Below are 24,714 nucleotides of genomic sequence, written 5' to 3' on the forward strand. Positions count from 1 at the left end.
CGTCTAGCCAGCCACCCGCGCACAGAACGCGTCGAGCGCTGCGAGCTTGATCGGACCGCTTCCGGTTGCCGAAGCGAAGCCCGGCATCGCCAATCGTTCTCCGATCACCATTCCCGCCGGCGGAATGAATTGTGCGGGCTTGCGCGTCAGATTGAAGACAAAGAGCAGCCTCTCGCTGCCCTTGGCACGCGTAAAGGCGAGGAGGTCCTGATTGGTCCCGATGAACTCCATCGCCCCGTCAAGCAATGCCGCGTGGCTCTTGCGGAATTCGAGCGTCCGCCGGTAGTGGTTCAGCACGGAATGCTGATCGCTCTCCTGCGTGTCGACGGAAAGCGCCGCCTGCTCGTAAGGCACCGGCAACCAGGATTTTTCGGCGGTCGTAAAGCCGGCATGTGCCTTAGCTGCTTCCCAGGGCATCGGCGTGCGACATCCGTCGCGCCCCTTAAAGGCCGGCCAGAAGCGGATGCCATAGGGATCGCGCAGATCCTCGAAGGCAAGCTCGGCTTCGGGAAGGCCGAGTTCCTCGCCCTGATAGAGGCAGATCGATCCACGCAGCATGGCCAGCACCGACAAGGCGAGCTTGGCGATCAGAGGCCGCTCCGCTTCCGTTTTGGCAAAGCGGCTCACATGACGGTTGACGTCGTGGTTTGAGAAAGCCCAGCAGACCCACCCATCGGCGACCGACTTCTGGAAGGCATCGACGCAGCCGCGGATATGTGTGGCGGTAAAGTCTGGTCCGAGCAGATCGAATGTGTAGCACATGTTGAGCTTGTCGCCGCCACCCGTATAAGCGGCCACCGTCTTCAGCGAGCGGGCACCGTCACCCACCTCGCCAACCGTCGCGCGCGCCTCGTAGCGGTCAAGAAGCGTGCGGAACCGCTGGAGGAAGCCGATATTTTCCGGCTGCGTCTTGTCATAGAGGTGGTTCTGCATACCGTAGGGGTTCGTATCCGGTGCATCGAGGCCGGCATCGCTTTCGTCTGGCGCATGCGGAGGATTGTCGCGAAGCAGCTTGTCGCAGAAGTAATAGTTGACCGTATCGAGGCGGAACCCGTCGACGCCGCGGTCGAGCCAGAACTTCACGGTGGCAAGCACGGCGTCCTGGACCTCCGCGCTGTGGAAATTGAGATCCGGCTGCGAGGTCAGGAAGTTATGCTGGTAATATTGCCGGCGCACGCCGTCCCACTCCCATCCCGGCCCGCCGAAGATCGAGAGCCAGTTGTTGGGTGCCGTCCCATCCGGTTTCGGATCCGCCCAGACATACCAGTCCGCCTTGGGATTGGTCCGGCTCGAGCGGCTTTCGACAAACCAGGGATGAACATCAGCCGTATGCGAGATCACCTGGTCGATGACAATCTTGATGCCGAGCCCATGGGCCGTGGCCATCATCTCATCGAAGTCATCAAGCGTGCCGAAGATCGGATCGACGTCGCAATAGTCCGAAACGTCGTAGCCCATATCGGCCATGGGCGACTTGAAGAACGGCGACAGCCAGATCGCATCGACGCCAAGGCTGGCGATATAGGGCAATCTCCGGGTAATGCCCTTCAAATCCCCGAGGCCATCTCCGTTCGTATCCTGAAAGGAACGTGGGTAGACCTGATAGATAACTGCACCCCGCCACCAGTCCGCCGTCTTGCCTGCAACCGACATCAGCCAATCATCTCCCGCATCATCCAATGATGCCAAGACTAAAGCGGGCGCGACAAAAAACAACCTTCAGCCGAGATCCGTCGAACATCCCAGCTTCCGCATTTTGCGCCTTATCTTTTCACGGTGCTTGATGTCCTTGCTCGGCAGCTTGCCGCCCACGGCGTTGCGCTCCTGCATGGCAAGTGTCTGACAATCCATCTTTCGCCCCTTGCCTCCGCCTCCGTGTGCGTAAGCGGGAGCAGTTGAATGGGATAGCGCCGCGACAAGTGAAATGGCGATCAGAGAAACTGGGATCTTCTGCATGGCTGTCCCCATAGCCGCATGATCGCCATTATCGGCCCCGCCGACGAGGTCAACAATCCGGCCTAAAGCCGCAGTCCCATGCCGCTCGCGGCTTGTCAGGAAGGTGCTCTGCGCGTATCAGCGAAGCGGGAAAATTCAGGGAGGCTTTCTGTGAGCGGGCGTTTTTTATCGATCGGTGAGTGCATGGTGGAGCTTTCACAGGCGGGTGCCGGCTTGCTGCGCAAGGGCTTTGCCGGTGATACGCTGAACACCGCCTGGTATGCCCGCGCCTGCCTGCCTAAAGGGTGGTCGGTGGACTATTTTACCGCGCTCGGCGACGAAGCCATGTCCGATGAGATGATTGCCTTCTTCAATCAGGCTGGCGTCGGCACCGAATTTATCAGGCGCATCAAGGGCAAGGCGCCCGGTCTCTACATGATCAGCCTCAAGGAAGGCGAACGTTCGTTCAGCTACTGGCGCGACAACTCCGCCGCTCGCCAGCTGGCTGCTGAAGCGGAGCTTCTGCGCGAGGCGATTGAGGCCTGCGATGTCATCTATTTCTCCGGCATCACGCTTGCAATTCTGTCGCGCAATGACGCCGATACGCTACTCGCCGAGGTCCGCCGCGCCAAGGCGGCCGGCAAGATTGTTGCGTTCGACCCCAACATCCGCCCACGGCTGTGGTCGGGTTATGACGTGATGCATGCGACGATCAGCGAAGGCGCCCGCGCCTCGTCTCTCGTCCTTCCGAGTTTCGATGACGAGGCCACGCACTTCGGCGACGTTTCGATAGAGGCGACGATCCAGCGGTACCGCACACTTGGGGCCACCGACGTGGTCGTCAAGAACGGCGCAGAAGGCGCTACGCTGAGTTTTGACGGCGTGGAGAGCTTCGTCCCGGCCGAAAAGGTCGAGCAGGTTGTCGACACGACCAGCGCTGGCGACAGTTTCAACGGAGCTTTTCTCGCCCGCTACCTTGAAACGAAAGACGCCCCGGCGGCAGCGGCATTTGCCGCAAAGGTCGCTGCACGTGTGGTCAGCGAACACGGCGCCCTCGTCGCCTGGGAAAAGCTCGGCATCAAGAAGGCTTGAGCAACACCGAACGATCGGCGTAACGCGACTGTAATATTTCCATCATCGACTGCCGCCAGAATGTGAGGCGCGGGAATCGAGTCTCCGGGTCTGCCCGGAATTGGGCCGGCGCCCCCGCGGGCGCGGCATGGATGGAATTGGGGCGTGCGACAACATATGTCGGATGTTGGAGGCAACGAAGGCCGGGATGCATCTCGGCTAGATGTGGCGGAACGGCTGGTTATTGTCAGCGATGCCTGGCATCCGCAGGTCAACGGCGTCGTCCGTTCGATCGAGAACACCAATCGCGAACTGGCTAAGATGGGCATTGAGGTGGCAATGGTGACGCCGCAGGGCTTTCACAGCATCCCTTGCCCCACCTACCCCGAAATTCGTCTGTCGATCGCCAGCTACGGCCGCGTCGCGCGCGAGATAAAGAAACACATGCCCTCCTACGTTCATATCGCGACGGAAGGGCCTCTGGGGCTGACGGCGCGGCGCTGGTGCCTGAAGAACCGCATGCCCTTCTCCACCAGCTACCACACGCGCTTTCCGGAATACGTCTCGGCCCGCCTTCCCGTGCCAGAGAGCTGGCTGTATGCGTTCGTTCGCTGGTTCCACAACTCAGGCGCCGGTTGCATGGTCGCAACCCCGAGCCTTGCGCGCGAACTCTCCGAAAAGGGCATCCGAAATCTCATGCCGTGGAGCCGCGGCATCGACGCCGATCATTTTCGTCCGATGCCTCTGGAAGATGCGCCATTCGGCCTTTCTCGCCCGATCTTCATGACAGTCGGCCGCGTTGCCCTGGAAAAGAACCTGCCGGCTTTTCTGGATCTCGACCTGCCCGGATCGAAAGTCGTCGTGGGTGACGGACCGGCGCGCGCCGAGCTCGAGAAGCGCTACCCGGATGTGCATTTCACCGGCCTGAAGGTCGGCGAGGAACTGGCGAGGGTCTATGCCCAGGCGGACGTCTTCGTCTTCCCATCACTGACGGATACGTTCGGCAATACAATTCTGGAGGCGCTCGCCTCGGGTGTTCCTGTCGCCGCCTATCCTGTCACCGGTCCGCTCGACATTATCGGCGAGGATACCGACGTCGGCACGCTCGACGATGATCTGAGGACGGCTTGCTTGGCTGCGCTGTCTGCCTCGCGCGAAAAGGCCCGTGAACTCGCGCTGCAATATTCATGGGAAGCGGCAACGACGCAGTTCATAAACAACATTCGCGCCGCCAACGGCGTCATTACGCCAAAGTGGAAAAAGGCCTGGCAATTTGCTGCCAAGTCGCTGCCAAGAACAAAAAAGCCCGGCGACGCCGCCGGGCCTGTCTCATCGGGAGCCTGATCCGCTATTTCTTGAGTGCCTCGCGCAGCGTCTGGCTGGCGATAGAGATTGCACCGCGCGTTGCCGGCGTCTCGGCGATGGCGTTCAGAAGCACGAAGTCGTGGATCGTGCCGTTGTACCGGATCGAGGTCACCTTCACGCCGGCCTGCATCAGCTTGCGGCCATAGGCCTCGCCTTCGTCGCGCAGCACGTCGTTTTCATCCGTGATGATCAAGGCAGGCGGCAGGCCGTTCAGTTGATCGAGCGAGGCCTGAAGCGGTGAAGCAGTCGGTTCCTTGCGCTTGGCTTCATCCGGCAGATAGGCGTTCCAGAACCACTTCATCGCCTCCTTCGTCAGCCAGGGACCGTTGGCGAATTCGTTGTAGGAGCCCGTTTCGAAGTTTGCATCAGTCACGGGATAAAAGAGGACCTGCTGGTCGATTGCCGGACCGCCACGCTCCTTGGCAAGCAGGGTGACTGCAGCCGTCATGTTGCCGCCAACGCTGTCGCCGGCCACCGCCAGACGGCTCGCATCGACATTGAATTCTTTCTCATGTTCGCCGACGTATTTCGTAGCGGCATAGGCCTGCTCGATCGCGATCGGATAACGCGCTTCCGGCGAACGCTCATAATCGACGAAGACAACGGCGGCGTTGGCGCCATTGGCGATCTCGCGGACGAGACGGTCATGCGTGTCGGCATCGCCGAGAACCCAACCGCCGCCATGAAAATACATCACGACAGGCAGTTTGCCCTTCGCGCCTGCCGGACGGACGATACGCAACTTGATGCTGCCGGCCGGGCCGGCCTTGATCGTCACATTCTCTTCCTTCGCTGCGACTTTCTTGAAGTCGCCTTTCTGGGCGCCGGCAAGCACGCCACGGGCATCGGATGGAGACAGCGTATAGATCGGCTTGGCGCCAGCGAGCGCGTCGATAAACTTCTGGGTCGTCGGTTCCAGCACCGGATCGGCAGCGGCGCCGAAGGTCGTGGCTGCCAGAATGGTCGCTGCGGAGACTGCGGTCTTGATGGTCGACATCATCTTGTCCTTTCGATTGCGGTCCGTTGTGAACACGCCTTGATTTATCGCACGATTATTTATTGCGCGATTTAAATTTCAGCAACGCAACTATGCGAAAAAGATCATTGCGATTATTTATCGCGCGATATATTGTTGTGCGATTTTGGAGATCCCGACATGAGCGACGATCTGAATCTCGACGATTTCATCTGTTTCGCCCTCTACACCGCGAACCATGCGATGAACCGCGTCTACAAGCCTATGCTGGACGCCTTGAACCTGACCTACCCGCAATACCTGGTCATGGTTACGCTCTGGAAGGAGGATGGCCAAACGGTCGGTGCCATTGGCCAGAAGCTGCTTCTGGAATCGAGCACGCTCACCCCTCTCCTCAAACGCCTGGAAGCGACCGGCTACATCAAGCGCGAGCGTGGCAGGGACGACGAACGTGTCGTTATTATCCGTTTGACCGATGAAGGCCGGAAACTTAGAGCGCGCGCAGCTTCCATTCCCGGCTGCATCGTCAACGCGTCAGGCCAGGAATTTTCGGAACTGAAGCGGCTGAGGGCGGAAGTCGTTGCGCTGCGCGATGCGTTGGAGAGCAGCGCAGCCTGAGCGGCCTGCCCTCAGGTCCGCTTCTTCTTCGACTCGTACGGATTGTCGGGCGAACGATAGTGAATGCGGATCGGCACGCTCGGCATGTCGAAATCGTTGCGCAGGCCGTTGATCAGATAGCGGGTGTACGATTCCGGCAGCGCGTCCGAGCGCGTGCAGGAGATCATGAAGGCCGGCGGGCGAGCCTTCACCTGCGTCATATACTTGAGCTTGATACGACGGCCGGAAACTGCCGGTGGCGGATGCTGAACCTGCTGCTGCTCCAGCCAGCGATTGAGGCGCGCGGTCGAAATGCGCTTGTTCCAGACCTTGTCCGTATCGATGATCGACTGCATCAGCTTGTCGAGCCCGCGGCCGGTCTGGCCGGAGATCGGCACGGCGCGGATGCCACGCGCCTGCGGCAGCAACCGGTCGGTCTTTTCGCGCAGATCCGCGAGAACCGCCTGCGGCTCCTCGATCATGTCCCACTTGTTGAACGCGAGCACGGCAGCTCGCCCTTCGCGCAGGACGAGATCGACGATGTGCAGGTCCTGCTTCTCGAACGGAATCGTCGCATCGAAGACAATGACGACGAGCTCGGCGAAGCGGATGGCGCGCAGCGTATCGGCGACGGAGAGCTTTTCCAGCTTTTCGATTACCTTCGCCTTGCGGCGCATACCTGCCGTATCGAACATCTTGATGGTGCGACCACGCCAGTCCCATTCCACGGAGATGGAGTCGCGCGTGATGCCGGCTTCCGGTCCGGTCAGCAACCGGTCTTCACCGAGGAAGCGGTTGATCAGCGTCGACTTGCCGGCATTCGGACGGCCGACGATCGCCACGCGCAGCGGCTTGGTGTCGTCATATAGAGGTTCTTCCTCTTCCTCGCCGTCCTCACCGGTCGGCTGCGGGATGTCGACGTCGGTGACGGCGACATCTTCCTTCGGCGGAAACGCGCGATCTTCGCCGAGCGCGGCAATAATAGCGTCTCGCAGGTCGAGCATCCCCTGCCCGTGTTCGGCCGAGATTGGCGTCGGCTCCCCAAGGCCGAGCGAATAGGCATCATAGAAACCGGCGTCCGATCCGCGCGCTTCCGACTTGTTGGCCACGAGAACCACCGGTTTGCCTCGACGGCGCAGCATTTCAGCAAGCGCCGTGTCAACAGGCGTCAGACCGGTCTTGGCATCGACGACAAACAGAGAAAGGTCGGCTTCGTCGATCGCCGCTTCGGTCTGCGCACGCATGCGGCCCTGCAGGCTCTCTTCATGGGCCTCTTCAAGACCAGCGGTATCAACGATGGTGAAACGCAGGTCGACCAGCCGTGCCTCGCCCGGGCGACGGTCGCGCGTGACACCCGGCGTATCGTCGACAAGCGCCAGCTTCTTCCCAACCAGGCGGTTGAAAAGCGTCGACTTGCCGACATTCGGGCGACCGACAATGGCGACCGTAAAGCTCATTGAAATTCCTTACTTTCAGCCCTGTGCGGCGGGCGCCTTGCCGGATGCGGTGATGTTATCAAGCATCATCTGGGCACGATTGGCAACATTGCGCGGGCTCTGCGCATCGTCGGCGATCGCCTGGAACCACTGGCGCGCCTGGGTCATATTGCCGGCCTTATAGGCGGCAAGGCCAAGCGCTTCGCGGGCGGAGTGGCGGAAGGCGTTGCCGGGAACAGCCATTTCCTCCACCTGTGCGGAAACCTGATCGTAGGTGCCGCTCTCGATCAGCAACCAGCCGGCGCGCATCTTGGCGGCATCGCGCACGGCTGCCGGTGCGGCATTGTCCTTGCCGATCACGCCGAAGGCGGCAACGGCACCTGCCGTATCACCCTTCTGGGCCAGCACGCTGGCCGCGCGCAGCCGCGCCAGGATCGGATAGGATCCGTGACCTTCCTTTTCCAGCGTCTCGAGCGCTGCCAGCGCCTCGTCGTGTTTGTTCTCATCGGCAAGCTTCATCGCGGCGATGAACTTGTCGCCCGTGCCGGAGGACTGGTTATCGTCCCAATATTCATAGACCTTGTAGCCAATGGTACCGAGCACGATCAGGACAGCGAGCGCAATCAGGTAGCGACCAAACCGACGCCATGCGCCTTTCACCTGGTCGGAACGCAGTTCCTCATTGACTTCACGAATGAAGCTGTCGTCGTTGAATGCCATTCTCGTCTCCGGGCGCGGATATGCTTCGACATGCGGATTGCACGCACATTGTGGGGCCTTCTACCCCATTTTTCAGCAGTTGTAAGGGGGATTGGAAAGATTCGTCACATAACGATCGGAGCCACCCCGATCAACAGCTCATGCAGCTTGAACGTGATAAGTGCCCAGGCCACGACGCCGATGATCACGGCATAGAGGTCATACTTCCCCGAGACGAAGGGCCGTAGCGTAAGCCTGCCTGCCCGTTCGCGGCGCTTTAGCGCAATGCGCAGGATGACGCCCCATGCGAGGAAGGCACCGAACAGGAGCACCGAAGAGGTCTCGCCGTTGGCCAAGAGATGCGCGAAAGCCCAGATCTTCACCGACAACACCATCGGATGCTTCGTCTTGACCGCGATATGCCCCATCGGCAGCAGCGAGGCGACCAGACAGATCAAGGCGAGCAGCATCAGGGTCAGCGTGATATGCGCCATCCAGACCGGTGGAGTGTAGAGAATGCCGGTCACCTGTCGGGCCTGACCGAAGCCATAGATGAGCAAGATCAGCGAGAGAATGCTGACGACCGAATAGACGCCCTTCCAACCGTTCTCGCCAAGACTGTCGATCATGGACTGGCGAAAACCGGGCGCAATGACACGGATCAGATGAAGCCCTAGGAAAATGATAATACCGACGACGAGCAATGCCATGGCGATCTCCTGTGCGTTTTCCGAGACTTAGCCGCAGCGGCACAAAAACGCTAGCGTCACCGCAGCTTCGCCGCATTTCTGTAACAGGAAAACCGCAAACAAATTGTCGCGGTGTCCATGTTTCGTTCGTTTTTCAAAGCCTCCCTCGCCCTCTCTTTGCTCATTCCCAGCGCGGCGGGCGCAGTCGACCAGCCGAAACAGCTGGTTATCATCTCCTTCGACGGCGCGCACGACAACGCGCTCTGGCAGAAGAGCCGTGAAATGGCCGCGAAGAACGGCGCGCATTTCACTTATTTCCTCTCCTGCACCTTCCTGATGAACCAGGCGGCCAAGAAGGCCTATCAGGCACCGCATGAAAAACAGGGCAAATCCAACGTCGGCTTTGCCCAGAGCGACGACGAGATCCGCCAGAGGCTCGGCAATATCTGGCACGCCCACCTCGAGGGCCACGACATATCGAGCCATGCTTGCGGCCATTTCGATGGCCGCCAGTGGAGCGAAGCCGACTGGTCGAAGGAATTCGCGACATTCCGCGCCACACTGAAGAGCGCCTGGAGGAGCGTCGATCTCGAAGAGCCGAAGGGCTGGCAGGACCTGGTCGATCACGGCATCCACGGCTTCCGCGCCCCCTACCTCTCGGCGACGCCGGGCGCAGACATGATAGCAGCGGAGAAAAAGGCCGGCTTCACCTATGACGCAAGCCTCGTGACCAAGGGACCCGCCATGCCGCTTGAGGAGGCCGGCATCGTCCGCTTCGGCCTGCCGCTGATTCCCGAAGGCCCGCGCGAGAAGCCCATCATCGGCATGGACTACAACCTTTTCGTTCGCCATTCCAACGGCGAGGAGGACAAGGCCGATTCGAAGGCATTTGAAGAGCGTTCGTATGCGGCCTTCAAGGAGGCGTTCGACAAGCAGTACACGGGCAACCGTATTCCGCTGCAGCTCGGCTTCCACTTCGTCGAGATGAACGGCGGCGCCTACTGGCGCGCGCTCGACCGGCTGGTGAGCGATGTCTGTCACCGCGCAGACGTCGCCTGCGTCAGCTATTCCGAAGCTATTCCAATGATCGAGGCGCGCGGCAAGTTGCAGGAACAGACGCAAACGTCAGGGCTATAGGAAGTACTGCCATCACGTATGCTTTTGCCGGGCATGAGAAACGCCGCGCATGAGATTGGACGCGTGGGCTCTCAATCGGGCACATGCTCCATGATGATTTGCGTGTGCAGCATCGGCGCCGCCTCGGCTCCGAAATAGGTTTCCAGCAGCGGCAGAAAATCCTCCGACAGATAGAACTCCGTCAACGCCCGATCGGCCAGCAGGCGGAAATCGGCGTCATCGCGTGGTAGCGCGATCGCATAGGGTTCATGCGTAAAGAGCCGATCGCCGATCTCGAGTGAGGACGGATCGTGCGCCCGCTTGGCGAGGCTGATCAGCAGCGCCTGATCAGCGATATAGGCATCGATCTTGTGATCCTCCAGCGCCTTGAGACCGTCCTCGTGCGTTTCGAAATCGGCAAGTTTCGTCTTCGACACCTGGGTTGCCAATGCCTCGCGCAGCGTTGTGCCTGTTGTCGTGCTTGCGCGCACGCCGATTACGCGTGTGGATGCAACATGCTCGCTAACGGCACGAACAGCGGGCTTTTCCACAAAAAGAGTCTGCAGATAATTCGGCGAATCCTTGCGGAGCAGCGCGGTCGCCCCCGTCAGGAAGATTGGTTGTGAAAAGTCAACGATCTCCCGCCTCTTCAAATTGACGGTGATCGCACCGCAAAGCAGATCGACCTGTCCATTTTTCACTGCATCGAAGCCGTTCGCGAGCGTCATCTCAATGTATTCGCGCTTCAATTGCGGAAACTGATGCGCTATTTCATCGGCAATCTTGCCGCACAGGTCGATAGCATATCCCGTCGGAGCGGCGCCCGGCTTGTTGGAGGAGAAGGGCGCCTCGTCAGCGATATAGCCGATGCGCAGGCTCATGCGCTGGGTGATCGAGTCGAGCGTCGCGGCACCCGCCGCGAAAGCAGAAAGGCAAAGGGCAAGATTCGCCAGCAGAAACCGTCTCATGCACTCTGCGACAGGCATGATCCTCATCTCCGAAAAACGAGTACAACCTCAAAGGCGTACTCGCAGATTATGGGCCGCCCGCCATTTGTCAACCGAGGCAGCTGCCGGCGCAAAAGCGGCACGAACGGCATGACGGCATTTGCGACCCATTCCGGTTTCCTGCAGCCGACGGAATTAGCCGTCGGCGTGGATGATGCCCGCCTCGCGCTCCAGATAGCGCTGGTCGATATCTGGCAACGGCTCGCCCTCGATCGCGGATTCGAAGGTGCGCAGGCGCTTGTAGATCGACAACAGCTCGACGATCGTTGTCCACGAATTGACCAAATACTGGAAGGAGCCGCGCACCTGATCGAACACGTTGTTGATCTGCGTCATCAGGCCAAGCGTCAGCTTGCCGGCGACAATCGACGGCACGAGCACGATGAGGCTGAACAGGTTGTCGGCCTGCAGATAGAAGATGCGGGCGACGTTGAAGTACATGTAGTGGAAATAGAGCCGGAAATAGTTGCGGCGCACGTTGGCAAAAAGCTCGGCCACCGTTGGCGGCGTCGCGCGGTCCGCGTGGTCTTCGCCGTAGACGAGTTCCTTGCGGTACGAGGCCTCGACACGCTGGTTACGGAACTCGAGGCCCGGCAGCTTGATACCGACCAAACCGAGGAAAACCGTTCCGAAAATCGACCAGAACAGTGCCGCCCAGACGAGCGCATGCGGCACCTCGCCGATCAGCGGCAATTCCGTGATGTTGGCGCCGATCTTGAACAGCACTGGCAGGAAGGCGATCAGCGTCATGACCGAGCTGACAAGGCTGACTCCAAGGCTTTCCACCGTCGAAGAGAAGCGCATCGTGTCTTCCTGAACACGCTGCGAAGCACCTTCGATATGGCGAAGCTTCGGCCAGTACGACATGTAGTATTCGTTCATCGCCGTGCGCCAGCGGAAGATCCAGTGGCTGACGAAGAAAAGGTTGAGCACGCCGACGGTGATTGCCACGAAGGCGATGCCGGCAAAGCCCAACATGCCGAGATAGAGCTGCGCCGCGGTGACTGGTGCCGTCTTCGCGAGCGCTTGCTGGATCAAGTCATAGAAAGGCCCATACCAGGCGTTGATGGCAACGCTCACCTGAACCGAGAAATAGGTATTGAAGATAATCAGGGCGGAACCCAGCACCGACCACAACTGCCAGCGATGCGGGCTGTAGGTGAACCAGAACGCGGCGAAGAGCGCGACTGCCACAGTATAATAAATATAGAACCAGAGGAATGGAGCCGACCAGAAGACCGAGACACCGATCGGAGCTTCCTCTCCTGGAGGCAGTGGCGCGAGGCCAATCACCGAACCGAGGCTGGAGCCCACGAAATACCAAAAGAGAACGGCCAGAAGTGCCCAAGCGACAGCTGAGATGAAGAAAAGCCTAGGCTTGGGGAAATAGGATACGAACACGGGAGAGCTTGCTTTCCTGAACTGGAGTCTTCGGAGTCTCTAAACAGACCAATTGCGGCGAAAACTACGGCAGTTCGCAAAGGGCGGCAATGGGCTCACCCTATTGTTACGCACTTGTAAGGCACTATCACAGCTTCCTGGCGACCGGCATCACCAGCATCGCGCACACCAGCAGCGCCGCGGCCGCGGCGTAAGTCGGCGTCGTGAAGCTGCCGGTTCGCTCGGCCATCCAGCCCGCGACGATGGGACCGATGATCTGCCCGACCCCGAACGCCGCCGTCATCGTCGCAAGGATACGCCGCGGGCTGGCCGGCGAGAGCTTGCGGCCGATCTGTAGGCCATAGGCGGTGATCGCGAGGAAGGTCGCGCCAAACAGGGCGCCACCGATGAGCGGAGCCACCGAGCGAGGCAGGAGAACGGTCGCCAGCACCCCGACGGCCTCGATCAGCAATGCGGCCACATACACCCTCCCCAATCCGAGCGGACGGACGAAGGGCTTCCAGGCGAAGAGCGCCACCGACGCCGTCAGACCGGCGATGAACCAGCAGAGAAATTCGACCGTCGGCCCGGCAGCGTCCATGCGCGCGATCGTGACCAGAAACGTGCCGGTAATCACATAGCCGAACCCGAACAGGCCATAGGACGCCACCACGAGCAGCATTGGGACGCTCCAGGCGATCCGCGGTTCCTTGCCAGTCTGCGCCGCGGCAGCCGGCCCCGCCGGAAGCAACCACCAGACCGCTATCAGGCTCAAGGCCGAATATAGGGCACCGCCGATCCAGGATGCCCGCCAAGCGTCTGCGCTTCCATCAAAGAGCAGCCCGACCAGCAGAACCATGACGGACGAGAGCGCAATGCCAGCACCCGGGCCACCGAAATGCGCCGCTTGCACATGGTCATTACCGGCCAAGGCCCCGTGGCTGAGCACAATCTGCGAGCTGAAAACGAGAGCAAAGGCGCTCGCAACACCCGCCAGGAAACGAATGACGGCAAAGGCCGGAACGGATGTCGTCATGGCCATGGCCGCAAGAAGCAACGCCGTCGCCGCCAGTGCAAGAAGCGCCACCTTGCGCTCCCACCCAGTTGCCCAGCCATAGGCAGCGAGAACCGCGCCGACGAGATAGCCGACGAAATTCGCAGAGGCGATGACGCCTGCATCGGCGGCCGATAGCGGCACGCCGCTAATCATGCTCGGCAGGATTGGGGTGTAAGAAAAGCGGCCAAAACCCATGGCAGCTGCCATGGCGATCGCGCCTGCAAGTCCGGTCCTGAACAGGTTCTCGGGGAGAGTTTCATTGCGTGCCAACATGGCGTGTTTATCGCGCTGCAGCATGGCGGCGACAATCAAGAATTTCTGATCGATTGATCAATCGCACGAAATCATGCCGACGCCCCTTGAAAGTGATTATCTTACGATATATGTTTTACGACATAGTGAAAGATACATCAAAGGAGTGACTTATGAGAGGTTTTAGAGGTGGAATGATGGGCGGCGGCGGTTTTCGCATGGGGCGGAAATTTGCGTCGGGCGACCTGCAACTGGTGATCCTGGCCCTACTGGTGGAGCAACCCCGCCATGGCTACGAGCTCATCAAGCTCTTGGAAGAGCGCTCGGGCGGCTTCTATGTTCCAAGCCCCGGCGTAATCTATCCGGCGCTAACCTACCTGGAAGAGACCGGCCTTGCCGACGTCGAGAGCGAAGGCACCAAGAAGCTTTACCGCATCACGCAGAGCGGTCGCAGGCTTGTCGAAGACAACCAGTCGATGATCGACATGACGCTCGGAAAATTGGAAAAAATCGGCGCGAAGATGGCGCATGTCCGCAGGATCTTCGACCCCGAGAGCCGCAATGGCGATCGGGACGAGGACGGCTTCCCGGAAGACAAGAGCGAGGTCGCAACTGCACGCATGCTGCTGAAATCCGCACTTCGGCTGCGCTATCCCTGGTCGAAAGAGGAGGCCAAGCGTATCGCCGGTATTCTCGAGCGCGCGGCCGGTGAAATTCTTGCCGGCGGACGTTCGGGCGAGTGAAGGCTCAGGCGCTGCCTTCCGGCAGCGTCATGATCAACGGACCATTTCGCGTTGCGACGATCGTGTGTTCGTATTGCACGGTCGGAGCCTGCGGGTCCGAGTAGAGCGTCCAGGCGTCGTCGCCCCCCTCCGCCCAAGTTGCACCAAGCGAAAGGAACGGCTCGACAGTGAAGACAAGGCCCTCCGTTATCATCCGCTTCTCGGATGGATCCGGCCAGGTCGAGAGTTCGGCCGGTTCCTCGTGCAGCGAGCGGCCGATCCCGTGGCTCGCCAGATTGGCGACGAGGGTATAGCGGTTCTTCAGGGCAAAGGCGCCGACCGCCTGTCCGATCTTGGCGAGCGGCTCGCCCGATTTCACCTGATTGAGGCCGACCCACAGCGCCCTTTTGCCATCACGGCAGAGCTTTTCGATCTTTGACTTGTGAGGTGGAACACTGAACGACGCGCCCGTGTCGGAAAAGAAGCCGTCCTTCTCCGCGGATACGTCGATATTGACCAGATCCCCCGGGCGAATGATGCGCGGTCCCGGAATGCCGTGGGCGATTTCCTCGTTGACGCTGATGCAGGTCGCGCCCGGAAACTGATAGCAAAGTTCGGGCGCGGAACGCGCGCCGGCATCTTCAAGCACCTTGCGGCCGATCTGATCGAGCTCCAGTGTCGTGATGCCGGGCTCAAGCGATGCGCTCATCACCTGCAAGGCGTTGGCGCAGATTCGGCCGATTTCCTTCAGCTTGAGGAGTTCGTCTTCGCTTTCAATGATCATGGATGTCTACCCGGCCTTCTGGGGCCGGTCGGCCGGCTCTCGATCAGGATGAGAGCACGACGGCGTTCGGAATCCAATTCATCCTTTCGGCATCATGCTCTAGCTTCAGGCGGTGGCTTTCGCCTCTTGGCTGCTTTCAGTCAATGCCTTTCTGACGATTGGCGCGACTTTCGTGCCATACAACTCGATGCCGCGCATGATCTGGTCGTGGGGCATCAGGCCGATCGCCATCTGCAGCAAAAAGCGGTCGTTCTTGAACAGCCGATGATGCGTGATGATCTTCTCGGCCACCAGTTCCGGCTCACCTACGAAGAGCGCACCGTTCGGTCCGCACGACATATCGAAATGTGCCCGGTTGGTTGGCCCCCAGCCACGCTCGCGGCCAATCCGGTTCATCACCTCGGCCTGCGGGCCGTAGAACTGATCGGCCGCGGCATCCGTGGTATCTGCGATGAAGCCGTGCACGTTGATGCTGGTCTTCAGCTTCGATCCCTCCTGCCCGGCCCGGCGCGCTGCTTCGCGGTAGAGATCAAACAGCGGTGCGAAGCGTCGCGGCTCGCCGCCGATGATCGCCAGTGCTACCGGCAAGCCCATGGCACCGGCGCGGGCAACCGATTGCGGCGTGCCGCCGACGGCGACCCACAAGGGCAATGGGTCCTGCAGCGGACGAGGATAGACGCCACGTCCATTGATCGGCGCGCGCAATTCACCCGACCAGGTGACAGTTTCCTGATCGCGGAGCGCCATCAGCAAATCGAGCTTTTCCTCGAAAAGCTGATCGTAATCCTCCAGATTGTAGCCGAACAGAGGAAACGACTCGATGAACGAGCCTCGTCCCGCCATGATTTCGGCGCGTCCGCTGGAAAGCAGATCGAGCGTCGCAAACTGCTGGAAGACCCGAACCGGATCGTCCGAACTCAAGACCGTCACGGCGCTGGTTAGCCGGATATTCTTGGTTTTCACGGCAGCGGCAGCCAGCGCAACGGCGGGAGCGGAGGCCGCATAGTCCGGCCGGTGATGCTCGCCCAACCCGAAGACATCCAGCCCGACCTGATCGGCGAGCTCGATTTCCTCAAGCAGATGCTTCAGGCGCTCTACCCCCTCCTCACCCTTGCTTCGGTTAGGACTCGGGTTTACGTCGGCAAAGGTGTAAAGGCCTAGTTCCATGGCTCGCATCCCGTTGAATCTACAGATGGAGATAGGGACGGAGCGACCTCGGCGCAAATACAAATTCTGGAAGCGATCGTTCGAGAATATCGATAGGTAGTCCGCCACGACTTGGGATCGCGGCGGAATTCTGATTCTGAAATCAACGACTTCAAAGCTTGAATGGAATCATTTTCCGAACGGCCTCATATCTCAGATAAAGGCCGCCCCAGGCAATCAGCCCGAGATAGACGCCGAACAGCAAATGCGAAAAGATCGGGCTCCCGACGCGCAGATGCGTCGCGATCGCGCCGCCGAGCAGACCTGTGAGCAGAATTGCCCCGAGTACCGACGTCCGCGGGATTGCATAGAGCAGCGCGCACAACAGCGTCACGATGCCGAGGCCGCGAGCAAGCATCGGATCGCCCGAGTAGCCGAGCGCGGTCATCGTATCCGTGACCGGCGCGATCGGCACCAGCTTGATCGCCCCGTCGAAAACGAGGAAGGCCACGATCAACCCGCTCATGACAGTGCCGGTGACGGTTTGCCAGCGCGGAAGCCGGGCAGTTGAATCAACAATTGCGGACATCCCTCTATCCCCCTATTTCAAGTCCGATTTCAGATCCTGGGAAGGAGTTCGGCGAGCTGATCGGCGCATTTGCCCCAGCCCTCGTGGAAACCCATCTGCTCGTGCTGCTCCTTGTCGGTGGACGTCCAGTGCCGGGCCTTGGCGGTGTATTTCGTTCGGCCGTTGCCGAGGTCTTCGAGCAGGATGATGCCGACGAAAAACGGCTTTTCAGACGGCACCCAGGAGCTGGTGAAGGCGTCGGTGAAAACGATCTTTTCGTTCTCGACGATCTCCAGATAGACGCCGCGGTTTGGAAATTCCTGGCCCTCGGGGCTGCGCATGACAATGAGGTTCGAGCCGCCCGGACGTACGTCGAGCTTGGCGTCCGCGATGCTCCAGGGACGCGGAACGAACCACTCCTTCATCAGCACGGGATCCGTCCAGGCCTTAAAAATCGTCTCGCGCGGGGCGTCGAATTCGCGGACGAGAACCAGTTCGTGTTGAGCTTCCTCGGTCATTTCAGCATTCTCCTGTTGAACGAAACCTGTTTTCGATCAGGTTGTTACAAGGACGTGGGAGCTTTTCCGGTTCCGACAACCGGATAGGATCTTTTTAAAGATTATTTCGCGACCGGCTGCGCAGCCCCATGGGCGAGGCTGTCGATCTGCTGGCGGATATGCGCAGCTTCCGCTGCCGAGTGAGCAAGCGCGATGGCGCGATCGAAGGCCTCATGCGCCTCATGGGCGCGGCAGAGTTGCTTCAGCAGGCCGCCACGCAGACCGTGATAGTAGAAATAGCCGTCGAGCTTCTCGCCGAGCGTTTCGACGAGCGCCAGCGCCACTTCCGGTCCTTTGAGCTTGGAGACGGCGACAGCGCGGTTGAGCGTAATGACGGGCGACGGCTGAACACGCTCCAGCGTCCGATAAAGCAGCTCGATCTCTTCCCAATCGGTATCTTCGGCGCGCTCGGCGCGGGAATGCAGTGCCGCGATGGCGGCCTGCAGTTGGTAAGGCCCCGGCTGGCGATGGCGGATCGCCTTGTCGAGCAACGCCAGCGCCTCATTTATCAGCTCGCGGTTCCAAAGCGAGCGATCCTGATCCTCGAGCAGCACGATATCGTTTTCGCCGTTGAAACGGGCCTGGCGCCGCGAAATCTGCAGGAGCATCAGCGCGAGCAGCCCCATTAGCTCGGGCTCGCCGGGAAAAATGCGCAGTAGAAGCCGCGCAAGCCGGATCGCCTCGTCGCTGAACGCACAGGCCTCGTGCTTCGGATCGGCCTGGCTGTAGCCCTCGTTGAAGATGAGGTAGATCATCGTACTGACGATCGAGAGCCGCTCGGCACGTTCCTGCGCATCCGGCGTCTCGAAGGGCACACCTGCCTTGGCAACCCGCGCCTTGGCCCGTGTAATCCGCTGTTCCATGGCGCTTTCGCCGACGAGGAAGGCACGAGCGATCTGCTGCACGCTAAGACCCGAGACGATGCGCAGCGCCAGCGCGATCTGCTGCGTCGCCGGCAGATCTGGATGGCAGCAGATGAAGAGCAGCCGCAGGATATCGTCGCGATAGTTGGAATCGTCCAGCCGTTCTGCAATATCGCTTTCCGCGTCGCCGGTATCGGAGATCAGTTCCTCATCCGGAAGCGCCTGCGTCTTTGAGCGCTTGCGCACGGCGTCAATGCCGCTGTTGCGGCCGACGAAGATCAGCCATGCCGTCGGATCGCGCGGCGGCCCCTTGTCCGGCCAGGTGCGGATGGCGCGCAGGCAGGCCTCCTGAAAGGCCTCTTCCGCGATATCGAGATCGCGGAAGTATCTGAGCAGCGCGCCAAGCGCCTTCGGTCGGGCCGAAGCAAGCGTCACGTCGATCCAGGCAATGTCTGTCATGTCGCAGAAGCTCCCGGCCGGAACACGTAGAACGGCCGAATTTCATAAGAGGTGGAACCGGGATTGACGGTGGAAAGCTCCTTGGAGAAGGCGACGGCCTCCTCCAGAGTATCGAAATCAACCACGTAGAAGCCGAGAAGCGCTTCCTTCGTTTCCGCGAAGGGACCGTCAAGAACGAGCGGTTCTTCCTTGCCCTTGCGCACAGTCGTCGCCGCCGTCGTTGGCATCAGCCGGCCGACAGGGCCAAGCTTGCCGCGTTCTGCCAAGGGTGCCTGGACGGCGTAGAGCTTCGCCATCACGGCGTCCTCTTCCTCCTTGGTCCAGGAGAACACGGTCTCTTCATTGGCGTAACAAAGGATTGCATAAAGCATGTCTTGCTCCTCTTCCTGAATGACGAAGGAGTAGCGCGACATCCGACAGGACGCAGCAAAAAATTGTAGCGTGCAGAAGGAGATGCTGAGTGCTCGTCAGGAGCAGCAGGAATGGCGAACGCGATATGAGACCAGGCAGACGGCGCCTACGCCGCTGCCCTCTCAAGACCACCAGCCCGAGAAGCGTTACGCTACCTCAGTTCCCATCTGTTTGGACCGAGCCGACGGCAACGGCGTCTTGCACCGCCAACTCAGCCATAGCCAATGCAGCCCCGCGGGTCTTGGCTGCTGCAACGAAGCGGCCGTTGTGGCAGAACGTTGCGCCTTCCACGCCGCAAGCAGCCTCCAGATCGTGATTGGTCAGGCCGGCCCAGGCAGCCGGCAGATCCGCGCGAAGCTCAAACCCCTCGTCCCCACGGCGAATGCCGGTCACACACCAATCCCTTTCTCGCGGGTGAACGACAAAGAGAAGATGGTCGGCGCCCGCCTTAACGATCGCGGGACGGAAAGGCATTCCAGCCGGAAGTTCGAGGACGCGCCCCGGCCCCGTGCGCTCGATTGCCTGCAGGACAAGCGCCTCGGCCCGCAATTTCGCAGCGCTTTGGGCGATCTTCGCGTCGACGAAACTTCGAGCGACGGCCACTGCATCCTGAAATCTCAGATTTTCAGCATCCGGATCAGTCTCATCGAACACCGGCTTCAATGTTTCGAGCAAGGCCGGCAAGGTCAATCCGGCCAGCGGCCCCGAGGGGCTGAGCGCGCCATTATCGGTCAGATCGATCGGCAGCACGAAGGCGAGATCAAACGAGGCATGCAATGCATCGACGTGGGCTTCGAAAACACCTGTGGCAACCAGGTAGTCGCGGCCGTAGTGCTTCCAGATCAGACCGAACGAGCTGTAGGGCTGCCCATCCTCGCGCAGCGGCGCACCACGCTGATGGTGGTCGAAGAGACGCAAAGCGGGGTCATATCCGCCGCCGACGTCATAGATGATGCGATCGGCGCCTGGCGTGATCCACTCTGGTGCCCTGCTGCGGATCAGACGGGCCTGCGGGAAAAGCCTGGTCAGGATGACGCTCGACAGCACTTCATCGGCATGGAAACCACCGGAATGGGTGACGAGGAAATCTGGTGTCATGCCAGGATGCGCCTTGGTTGTTTGCGACGGCCGCTTGCGGTCGGCAGCACATAACCCTTGCTGGCTGCTATCTCAACCCGTCATTGGCCAATTCCTTCTTTGGTTCGCGATCGAAGACGGCAACCCACACGACGGCGCCCTCGCCGGCATCCGCCGGACTTCATGCTCCATGCGGTCTATATCACTTGATATATGCGCTGCGGCTAATGCCTCGCTATCCTGCCTTGATCGAGGGGTCGTGAGCCCGATACCAGATATCAAGCGACAGGAGGGAGGAAATGCGGTCGATTTCTCTGGTGCTGCTGATGGCGTTACCCGCTGTCGCTCATGCACAGGCTTTGCCAAAGGGGGCGACGCCGCTGTCTGCAGCCGAGATCAACGCTATGTTCGCCGGAAAGACCTATTCCTTTCAGGAAAAGGGCCAGGATGGGAAAATGAAGCCGATTGCCTGGTACCTTGGCGAAGGAGGGAAGATGCTAGGCTATACCGGTAACGGCCCGTCCTATGCCGAGGGCACATGGTCGGCATCCGACGGCAAGCTATGTGTATCGAACCACTGGGAAGGATCCTGGGGGACCTCTCAGTCAAACGATTGTCAAGCCTGGGCGCACGATCAAGGCAAGTCCCAAACGGTTTATCGCGCCGAAACGAGCAAGGGCGGGAAATACGCGAAATTCTCGCCGAAGTTGTCTGATGGCGACACGATCTCTCAAAAGATCGATGCGCTGAAGGCAAAGCTAAAGAAGTAAGTGCTCCTGCTCACCAGGTTCGGTTCGTCTCAAGTTCCGCTGATGTCCCGTCGTTTCCGCCTGTGTTAAAGTGCGCGGAAAAGAGGGGCGGAAATGGATTATGAATTCATAGCCTCAATCTACGAGGCCGCTGCAATACCGGACTTATGGAAGGGGCGCGGGCTTTTGGACCAGCTTGCGTTGCGGAGCCATTGCAAAGACGGTGTGCTGATGGGAATGCCTCCGGGAGGGGAACTCCGTTGGATCGGAAACGACTCTGCGGTTCCGAAAATGGAGGTTTATGTCAGCGAGAACTGGATCGCTCGTAATCCTTATCTTCTGAACGAGGAACGTGTTCGGAAGTTTAGCGAGCCTCGCTTCCTGATGGATACCGAGGTGATGTCGGTCGAAGAGATGATGGAAAGCGACTATTATCAAGGGTTCATGCGACGCTACGGCTGCTTCTGGCATACCGGAACATCGATCAGTTCGCCGTCCGGGGACATCATAAAACTGTCGGTGCATCGGAGCTTCGAGGAGGGGCCGCTGCCGAGCGAGGTGACAGGTCGTCTCACTGAGTTACGGCCTCACCTTGCCCGAGCGGCCCTGCTTGCGTCGCGCCTCAAGTTTGAACAGATCAAGTCTACGGTCGATGCGCTGGAGAGCCTTGGGATCTGGGCGGGCGCTTTGAGGAACGGAAAGCTGATCGTTGCCAACAGCGGCTTCAGTAGGCTGATACCGGAGGTCATCCGTGACTCGCGTCACAGGCTGGTCTTTGCACAGCGAACCACGGAAGCCCGTTGGCAGGCGCTGATCGAGGGCGGCGTCGTGAAGCTGGGCGGATCCTTTCCGATCGCCGCCGACGAACAACACCCGGCAATGGTCGTCCATGCATTGCCGATCGCCGGCGAGGCCCATGACATTTTCGCCGCTGCGGACCTGCTTCTTGTGATAACTCCGGCGATTAGGGAGGCTAAGGTCGACGACGGCCTCCTTGCGGGTCTGTTCGACCTGACGCCTGCCGAGGCGAGCGTCGCGCGCGAGATCGGGCTTGGCCAGAGTGTGGAAGTTGTCGCCAAGGCCCGAAACGTCTCCGTCGGTACGGTCCGCGCTCAGCTCCACACGGTTTTCGAGAAGACCGGAACGAGTGGTCAGATCGATCTCGCCCGCCTTGTCGTGGGACTTGGCAAATAAACCGGTCTACGCGCGAATGCAGAGCTAGGCGGCCGCCCGATCGAAACCGCCACGCAACGGCACAGCGGATTGGCGACCATACAGAAAAGATGCCTGATCCCCAACCAAGCGACACCCGCGCCCGTCACAGATCGGCAAGCGTACGCTTGACGGCACTACGCCACCCCTTGAGCTTTCCCACGCGCGTCTTCTCATCCATCTCGGGTTCAAAACGGCGGTTGCACTTCCAGCTCTTGGCAAAGCCCGCGCGATCCGGCCAGACGCCGGCCCGGCTGCCGGCAAGCCATGCGGCGCCAAGCGCCGTGGTTTCGAGGATGACGGGCCGGTCGACGGGCGCGTCGAGAATGTCGGCAAGCCGCTGCATCGTCCAGTCGGAAGCAACCATGCCGCCATCGACGCGAAGAACAGTGCTCTCCACGCCGCCCTTCCAATCCTTGTGCATGGCGTCGAGCAGATCACGCGACTGGTAGCAGACAGCCTCGAGCGCGGCACGCGCGAATTCCCTCGGGCCGCTGTTGCGCGTCAGGCCGAAAATCGCGCCGCGAGCATTCGCATCCCAATGCGGCGCGCCAAGGCCGGTGAAGGCCGGAACGAGGTAGACCTCCTGCGTCGGATCTGCGGCCTCGGCAAGCTCGCCGGTACGCGCGGCCGTATCGATGATGCCGAGCCCGTCACGAAGCCATTGCACCGCAGCGCCCGCGATGAAGATCGATCCTTCGAGCGCATAGGTCGTCTCGCCGTTCAGCCGATAGGCGATCGTCGTCAGCAGCCGGTTCTTCGAGCGAACCATGTCGCCGCCGGTGTTGAGCAGCGCAAAGCAGCCGGTGCCGTAGGTCGACTTCATCATGCCCGGCTCGAAGCAGGCCTGCCCGATGGTTGCGGCATGCTGATCGCCGGCAACGCCGAGGATCGGGATCTCCGCGTCAAGTATCCCCTTCTCGGTCGTACCGAAATCATCGGCGCAGTCCTTCACCTCGGGCAACATCGCCGCCGGAACACGCAGGATATCAAGCAGATCCTTGTCCCAGGTATTGTCGGCAATGTTGTACATCAGCGTGCGGGACGCATTCGTCGCGTCGGTCGCGAACACCTTGCCGCCGGTCAGCCGCCAGATCAGGAAGGTATCGACCGTGCCGAAGCACAACTCCCCCTTCGCGGCGCGCGCCCGCGCGCCCTTGACGTTCGCGAGCAGCCACGAAAGCTTGGTGCCGGAAAAATACGGATCGAGGAGAAGGCCGGTTTTCCTGGTGAAGGTCTTTTCGAGATCCTGCCTCTTCAGCTTGTCGCAGTCGCTGGCCGTACGCCTGTCTTGCCAGACGATCGCGTTATGGATCGGCTTGCCGCTCTCGCGCTCCCAGACGACAACGGTCTCGCGCTGGTTGGTAATGCCGAGCGCCGCAATGTTCTTTGCCTCGATTCTCGCCTCGCGGATCGCCGTCTTGATGGTCGAGACAACGGAATCCCAGATTTCCTCGGGATCGTGCTCGACCCAGCCGGATTGCGGGTAAATCTGGCGGAATTCCTTCTGGCCCGCACCGGCGATCTGCATCTTATCGTCGAAGACGATCGCCCGTGTCGATGTCGTCCCCTGATCGATTGCCAGAACATATCCGCTCATGCCTGCCCCCCGCTGATCGTGATTGTCGGGAAAAATCAATAGGACAGGAGGGCGAGCGAGGAAAGCACCCAGCCTCTCTTCGACACAAGAGATTTGGCAGCAGCGCAATTGCCAGCAGCGATGCTTTGCGCATAACCTCACCTCCATTGCGTCGCAAAAAGGCTTGAGGAGAAGAGAATGGCCAGAACAGTCGTCGTCACCGGATCCACCAGCGGCATCGGGCTTGCGATTGCGACAGCCTTTGTCGGCAAGGGCGACAACATCATCATCAACGGCTTCGGAAAGCCCGAGGAAATCAAGACGATAGTCGAGAAGCTTGAATCAGTCTCGAAGGCGAAGGTGATCCATCATCCGGCGGACATGGCAAGGCCGGCTGAAATCGCGGATCTGATCGAGACAGCGGCCAGGACCTTCGGCAGCGTGGATGTGCTGGTCAACAATGCCGGCATTCAGCATGTCGAGAAGATCGAGGATTTCCCGATCGAAAAGTGGGACCAGATCATAGCCATCAATCTCTCCAGCTCGTTTCATACGATGCGGGCGGCGATTCCGCTGATGAAGGCGAAAAAGCAGGGCCGCATCATCAACATAGCCTCCGCGCACGGCCTGGTCGCGTCGCCGTTCAAATCCGCCTATGTCGCGGCAAAGCATGGTATATTAGGCCTGACGAAGACCGCGGCGCTCGAACTTGCCGAATTTGGCGTGACCGTGAACGCGATCTGCCCGGGCTATGTGCTGACGCCCCTCGTCGAGAAACAGATACCGGATACGGCCAAGGCACGCGGCATGACCGAGGAACAGGTCAAGACCGAGGTGATCCTCAAGGCCCAGCCGACGCATGAGTTCGTCAAGGCGGAAGAGATTGGCGCGCTGGCCCTCTACCTCGCAAGCGACGAAGCCCGGCAGGTGACAGGCACCCATATCTCGATTGACGGTGGCTGGACTGCGGCATAACCATTCAAAACAAAGATAAAAACCTGGGAACG

The 24,714-nt window shown here is 60.2% G+C and carries 25 protein-coding genes; 8 read left to right on the top strand and 17 right to left on the bottom strand.

Translation table 11 applies throughout. The features are described from left to right. Positions 1-3: 3 nt before the first annotated feature. Together NBG89_RS11070 and NBG89_RS11075 are read right to left on the bottom strand one after the other, a co-directional pair. Positions 4-1,653, bottom strand: a complete 1,650-nt coding sequence (locus NBG89_RS11070; protein ID WP_431319998.1) for an alpha-glucosidase — start codon at positions 1,651-1,653, stop codon at positions 4-6. Positions 1,654-1,719: 66 nt separating this feature from the next. Beyond that, positions 1,720-1,956, bottom strand: coding sequence for a hypothetical protein (locus NBG89_RS11075; RefSeq protein ID WP_431319999.1), 237 nt, complete (start codon positions 1,954-1,956; stop codon positions 1,720-1,722). Between the two features lie 150 nt (positions 1,957-2,106). Between NBG89_RS11075 and NBG89_RS11080 the strand changes: the two genes are divergently transcribed. Continuing rightward, the gene (locus NBG89_RS11080) at positions 2,107-3,027 is read left to right on the top strand and encodes a sugar kinase (protein WP_431320000.1); all 921 of its coding nucleotides are present in this window, start codon (positions 2,107-2,109) and stop codon (positions 3,025-3,027) included. Between the two features lie 156 nt (positions 3,028-3,183). Next, positions 3,184-4,350, top strand: a complete 1,167-nt coding sequence (locus NBG89_RS11085) for a glycosyltransferase family 4 protein (protein ID WP_431320001.1) — start codon at positions 3,184-3,186, stop codon at positions 4,348-4,350. A 4-nt stretch (positions 4,351-4,354) separates the two neighbouring features. Here NBG89_RS11085 and NBG89_RS11090 read toward each other — a convergent pair whose 3' ends face one another. Next, the gene (locus tag NBG89_RS11090; RefSeq protein ID WP_431322668.1) at positions 4,355-5,368 is read right to left on the bottom strand and encodes an alpha/beta hydrolase; all 1,014 of its coding nucleotides are present in this window, start codon (positions 5,366-5,368) and stop codon (positions 4,355-4,357) included. 159 nt (positions 5,369-5,527) lie between these two features. Between NBG89_RS11090 and NBG89_RS11095 the strand changes: the two genes are divergently transcribed. Beyond that, positions 5,528-5,965, top strand: coding sequence for a MarR family winged helix-turn-helix transcriptional regulator (locus tag NBG89_RS11095; protein WP_431320002.1), 438 nt, complete (start codon positions 5,528-5,530; stop codon positions 5,963-5,965). Positions 5,966-5,976: 11 nt separating this feature from the next. Here NBG89_RS11095 and der read toward each other — a convergent pair whose 3' ends face one another. From der to NBG89_RS11110, 3 genes are all read right to left on the bottom strand, one after another. After that, positions 5,977-7,401 carry a ribosome biogenesis GTPase Der gene (der, locus tag NBG89_RS11100; RefSeq protein WP_431320003.1) on the bottom strand — a complete coding sequence of 475 codons (1,425 nt, stop codon included), beginning with the start codon at positions 7,399-7,401 and terminating at the stop codon, positions 5,977-5,979. A gap of 15 nt (positions 7,402-7,416) precedes the next feature. After that, complete coding sequence (locus NBG89_RS11105) at positions 7,417-8,100, bottom strand: tetratricopeptide repeat protein (protein ID WP_431320004.1); 684 nt, start codon at positions 8,098-8,100, stop codon at positions 7,417-7,419. Between the two features lie 104 nt (positions 8,101-8,204). After that, a complete protein-coding gene (locus NBG89_RS11110) occupies positions 8,205-8,789 on the bottom strand; it encodes an NnrU family protein (protein WP_431320005.1) in 585 nt (194 codons plus the stop codon). A gap of 117 nt (positions 8,790-8,906) precedes the next feature. On the opposite strand from NBG89_RS11110, the gene NBG89_RS11115 reads away from it, so the two are divergent. Then, positions 8,907-9,905 (top strand): polysaccharide deacetylase, encoded by a 999-nt coding sequence (locus tag NBG89_RS11115; protein WP_431320006.1) that lies wholly within the window; start codon positions 8,907-8,909, stop codon positions 9,903-9,905. 71 nt (positions 9,906-9,976) lie between these two features. Here the strand turns inward: NBG89_RS11115 and NBG89_RS11120 are convergent, their stop codons facing one another. The 3 genes from NBG89_RS11120 to NBG89_RS11130 all read right to left on the bottom strand — a co-directional run bounded on the left by NBG89_RS11120 (position 9,977) and on the right by NBG89_RS11130 (position 13,625). Then, complete coding sequence (locus NBG89_RS11120) at positions 9,977-10,870, bottom strand: amino acid ABC transporter substrate-binding protein (protein WP_431320007.1); 894 nt, start codon at positions 10,868-10,870, stop codon at positions 9,977-9,979. A gap of 156 nt (positions 10,871-11,026) precedes the next feature. Next, a complete protein-coding gene (gene sbmA, locus NBG89_RS11125; RefSeq protein ID WP_431320008.1) occupies positions 11,027-12,292 on the bottom strand; it encodes a peptide antibiotic transporter SbmA in 1,266 nt (421 codons plus the stop codon). Between the two features lie 127 nt (positions 12,293-12,419). Then, complete coding sequence (locus NBG89_RS11130) at positions 12,420-13,625, bottom strand: YbfB/YjiJ family MFS transporter (protein ID WP_431320009.1); 1,206 nt, start codon at positions 13,623-13,625, stop codon at positions 12,420-12,422. A gap of 128 nt (positions 13,626-13,753) precedes the next feature. Here NBG89_RS11130 and NBG89_RS11135 point away from each other — a divergent pair, with 128 nt between their 5' ends. After that, on the top strand, positions 13,754-14,323 hold the full coding sequence (locus NBG89_RS11135) for a PadR family transcriptional regulator (protein WP_431320010.1): 570 nt from the start codon (positions 13,754-13,756) through the stop codon (positions 14,321-14,323). 4 nt (positions 14,324-14,327) lie between these two features. On the opposite strand, the gene map is transcribed toward NBG89_RS11135, so the two are convergent. The 7 genes from map to NBG89_RS11170 form a co-directional block, all read right to left on the bottom strand. Next, positions 14,328-15,086 carry a type I methionyl aminopeptidase gene (gene map, locus NBG89_RS11140; protein ID WP_088695258.1) on the bottom strand — a complete coding sequence of 253 codons (759 nt, stop codon included), beginning with the start codon at positions 15,084-15,086 and terminating at the stop codon, positions 14,328-14,330. 105 nt (positions 15,087-15,191) lie between these two features. Next, positions 15,192-16,253: an LLM class flavin-dependent oxidoreductase gene (locus NBG89_RS11145; protein ID WP_431320011.1), complete on the bottom strand. Its 1,062-nt coding sequence runs from the start codon at positions 16,251-16,253 to the stop codon at positions 15,192-15,194. A gap of 151 nt (positions 16,254-16,404) precedes the next feature. Then, entirely contained in the window at positions 16,405-16,821 is a 417-nt protein-coding gene (locus NBG89_RS11150; protein ID WP_431320012.1) for a DoxX family protein, read from the bottom strand. 29 nt (positions 16,822-16,850) lie between these two features. Next, positions 16,851-17,318 (bottom strand): SRPBCC family protein, encoded by a 468-nt coding sequence (locus NBG89_RS11155; RefSeq protein WP_431320013.1) that lies wholly within the window; start codon positions 17,316-17,318, stop codon positions 16,851-16,853. Between the two features lie 101 nt (positions 17,319-17,419). Further along, positions 17,420-18,679 carry an RNA polymerase sigma factor gene (locus tag NBG89_RS11160; RefSeq protein ID WP_431320014.1) on the bottom strand — a complete coding sequence of 420 codons (1,260 nt, stop codon included), beginning with the start codon at positions 18,677-18,679 and terminating at the stop codon, positions 17,420-17,422. Continuing rightward, positions 18,676-19,050, bottom strand: coding sequence for a YciI family protein (locus NBG89_RS11165; RefSeq protein WP_088695253.1), 375 nt, complete (start codon positions 19,048-19,050; stop codon positions 18,676-18,678). Before NBG89_RS11165 ends, NBG89_RS11160 begins: the two co-directional genes overlap by 4 nt. A gap of 196 nt (positions 19,051-19,246) precedes the next feature. After that, positions 19,247-20,188 (bottom strand): MYG1 family protein, encoded by a 942-nt coding sequence (locus NBG89_RS11170; RefSeq protein WP_431320015.1) that lies wholly within the window; start codon positions 20,186-20,188, stop codon positions 19,247-19,249. Positions 20,189-20,466: 278 nt separating this feature from the next. On the opposite strand from NBG89_RS11170, the gene NBG89_RS11175 reads away from it, so the two are divergent. Together NBG89_RS11175 and NBG89_RS11180 are read left to right on the top strand one after the other, a co-directional pair. After that, on the top strand, positions 20,467-20,937 hold the full coding sequence (locus NBG89_RS11175) for a DUF995 domain-containing protein (protein WP_431320016.1): 471 nt from the start codon (positions 20,467-20,469) through the stop codon (positions 20,935-20,937). Between the two features lie 93 nt (positions 20,938-21,030). Next, the gene (locus tag NBG89_RS11180) at positions 21,031-22,110 is read left to right on the top strand and encodes a helix-turn-helix transcriptional regulator (RefSeq protein ID WP_431320017.1); all 1,080 of its coding nucleotides are present in this window, start codon (positions 21,031-21,033) and stop codon (positions 22,108-22,110) included. A 124-nt stretch (positions 22,111-22,234) separates the two neighbouring features. Here NBG89_RS11180 and glpK read toward each other — a convergent pair whose 3' ends face one another. Then, complete coding sequence (gene glpK, locus NBG89_RS11185; RefSeq protein ID WP_431320018.1) at positions 22,235-23,728, bottom strand: glycerol kinase GlpK; 1,494 nt, start codon at positions 23,726-23,728, stop codon at positions 22,235-22,237. A gap of 177 nt (positions 23,729-23,905) precedes the next feature. Here glpK and NBG89_RS11190 point away from each other — a divergent pair, with 177 nt between their 5' ends. After that, positions 23,906-24,682, top strand: a complete 777-nt coding sequence (locus NBG89_RS11190) for a 3-hydroxybutyrate dehydrogenase (RefSeq protein WP_431320019.1) — start codon at positions 23,906-23,908, stop codon at positions 24,680-24,682. The last annotated feature ends 32 nt before the right edge of the window (positions 24,683-24,714 follow it).

The organism is Rhizobium sp. YTU87027, assembly GCF_050644135.1.
In the GTDB taxonomy this organism is placed as follows: domain Bacteria; phylum Pseudomonadota; class Alphaproteobacteria; order Rhizobiales; family Rhizobiaceae; genus Rhizobium.

Excerpts from the sequence above, each read along its gene's own strand:
- NBG89_RS11110 (WP_431320005.1), bottom strand. The coding sequence starts at position 8,789 with ATGGCATTGCTCGTCGTCGGTATTATCATTTTCCTAGGGCTTCATCTG.
- NBG89_RS11145 (WP_431320011.1), bottom strand. The coding sequence starts at position 16,253 with ATGGAACTAGGCCTTTACACCTTTGCCGACGTAAACCCGAGTCCTAAC.
- NBG89_RS11120 (WP_431320007.1), bottom strand. The coding sequence starts at position 10,870 with ATGCCTGTCGCAGAGTGCATGAGACGGTTTCTGCTGGCGAATCTTGCC.
- NBG89_RS11090 (WP_431322668.1), bottom strand. The coding sequence starts at position 5,368 with ATGTCGACCATCAAGACCGCAGTCTCCGCAGCGACCATTCTGGCAGCC.
- NBG89_RS11070 (WP_431319998.1), bottom strand. The coding sequence starts at position 1,653 with ATGTCGGTTGCAGGCAAGACGGCGGACTGGTGGCGGGGTGCAGTTATC.
- NBG89_RS11130 (WP_431320009.1), bottom strand. The coding sequence starts at position 13,625 with ATGCTGCAGCGCGATAAACACGCCATGTTGGCACGCAATGAAACTCTC.
- NBG89_RS11095 (WP_431320002.1), top strand. The coding sequence starts at position 5,528 with ATGAGCGACGATCTGAATCTCGACGATTTCATCTGTTTCGCCCTCTAC.
- NBG89_RS11155 (WP_431320013.1), bottom strand. The coding sequence starts at position 17,318 with ATGACCGAGGAAGCTCAACACGAACTGGTTCTCGTCCGCGAATTCGAC.
- NBG89_RS11190 (WP_431320019.1), top strand. The coding sequence starts at position 23,906 with ATGGCCAGAACAGTCGTCGTCACCGGATCCACCAGCGGCATCGGGCTT.
- der (WP_431320003.1), bottom strand. The coding sequence starts at position 7,401 with ATGAGCTTTACGGTCGCCATTGTCGGTCGCCCGAATGTCGGCAAGTCG.
- NBG89_RS11150 (WP_431320012.1), bottom strand. The coding sequence starts at position 16,821 with ATGTCCGCAATTGTTGATTCAACTGCCCGGCTTCCGCGCTGGCAAACC.
- NBG89_RS11170 (WP_431320015.1), bottom strand. The coding sequence starts at position 20,188 with ATGACACCAGATTTCCTCGTCACCCATTCCGGTGGTTTCCATGCCGAT.
- NBG89_RS11180 (WP_431320017.1), top strand. The coding sequence starts at position 21,031 with ATGGATTATGAATTCATAGCCTCAATCTACGAGGCCGCTGCAATACCG.
- NBG89_RS11105 (WP_431320004.1), bottom strand. The coding sequence starts at position 8,100 with ATGGCATTCAACGACGACAGCTTCATTCGTGAAGTCAATGAGGAACTG.
- NBG89_RS11175 (WP_431320016.1), top strand. The coding sequence starts at position 20,467 with ATGCGGTCGATTTCTCTGGTGCTGCTGATGGCGTTACCCGCTGTCGCT.
- NBG89_RS11135 (WP_431320010.1), top strand. The coding sequence starts at position 13,754 with ATGAGAGGTTTTAGAGGTGGAATGATGGGCGGCGGCGGTTTTCGCATG.
- NBG89_RS11075 (WP_431319999.1), bottom strand. The coding sequence starts at position 1,956 with ATGCAGAAGATCCCAGTTTCTCTGATCGCCATTTCACTTGTCGCGGCG.
- map (WP_088695258.1), bottom strand. The coding sequence starts at position 15,086 with ATGATCATTGAAAGCGAAGACGAACTCCTCAAGCTGAAGGAAATCGGC.
- NBG89_RS11165 (WP_088695253.1), bottom strand. The coding sequence starts at position 19,050 with ATGCTTTATGCAATCCTTTGTTACGCCAATGAAGAGACCGTGTTCTCC.
- NBG89_RS11115 (WP_431320006.1), top strand. The coding sequence starts at position 8,907 with ATGTTTCGTTCGTTTTTCAAAGCCTCCCTCGCCCTCTCTTTGCTCATT.
- NBG89_RS11085 (WP_431320001.1), top strand. The coding sequence starts at position 3,184 with ATGTCGGATGTTGGAGGCAACGAAGGCCGGGATGCATCTCGGCTAGAT.
- NBG89_RS11160 (WP_431320014.1), bottom strand. The coding sequence starts at position 18,679 with ATGACAGACATTGCCTGGATCGACGTGACGCTTGCTTCGGCCCGACCG.
- glpK (WP_431320018.1), bottom strand. The coding sequence starts at position 23,728 with ATGAGCGGATATGTTCTGGCAATCGATCAGGGGACGACATCGACACGG.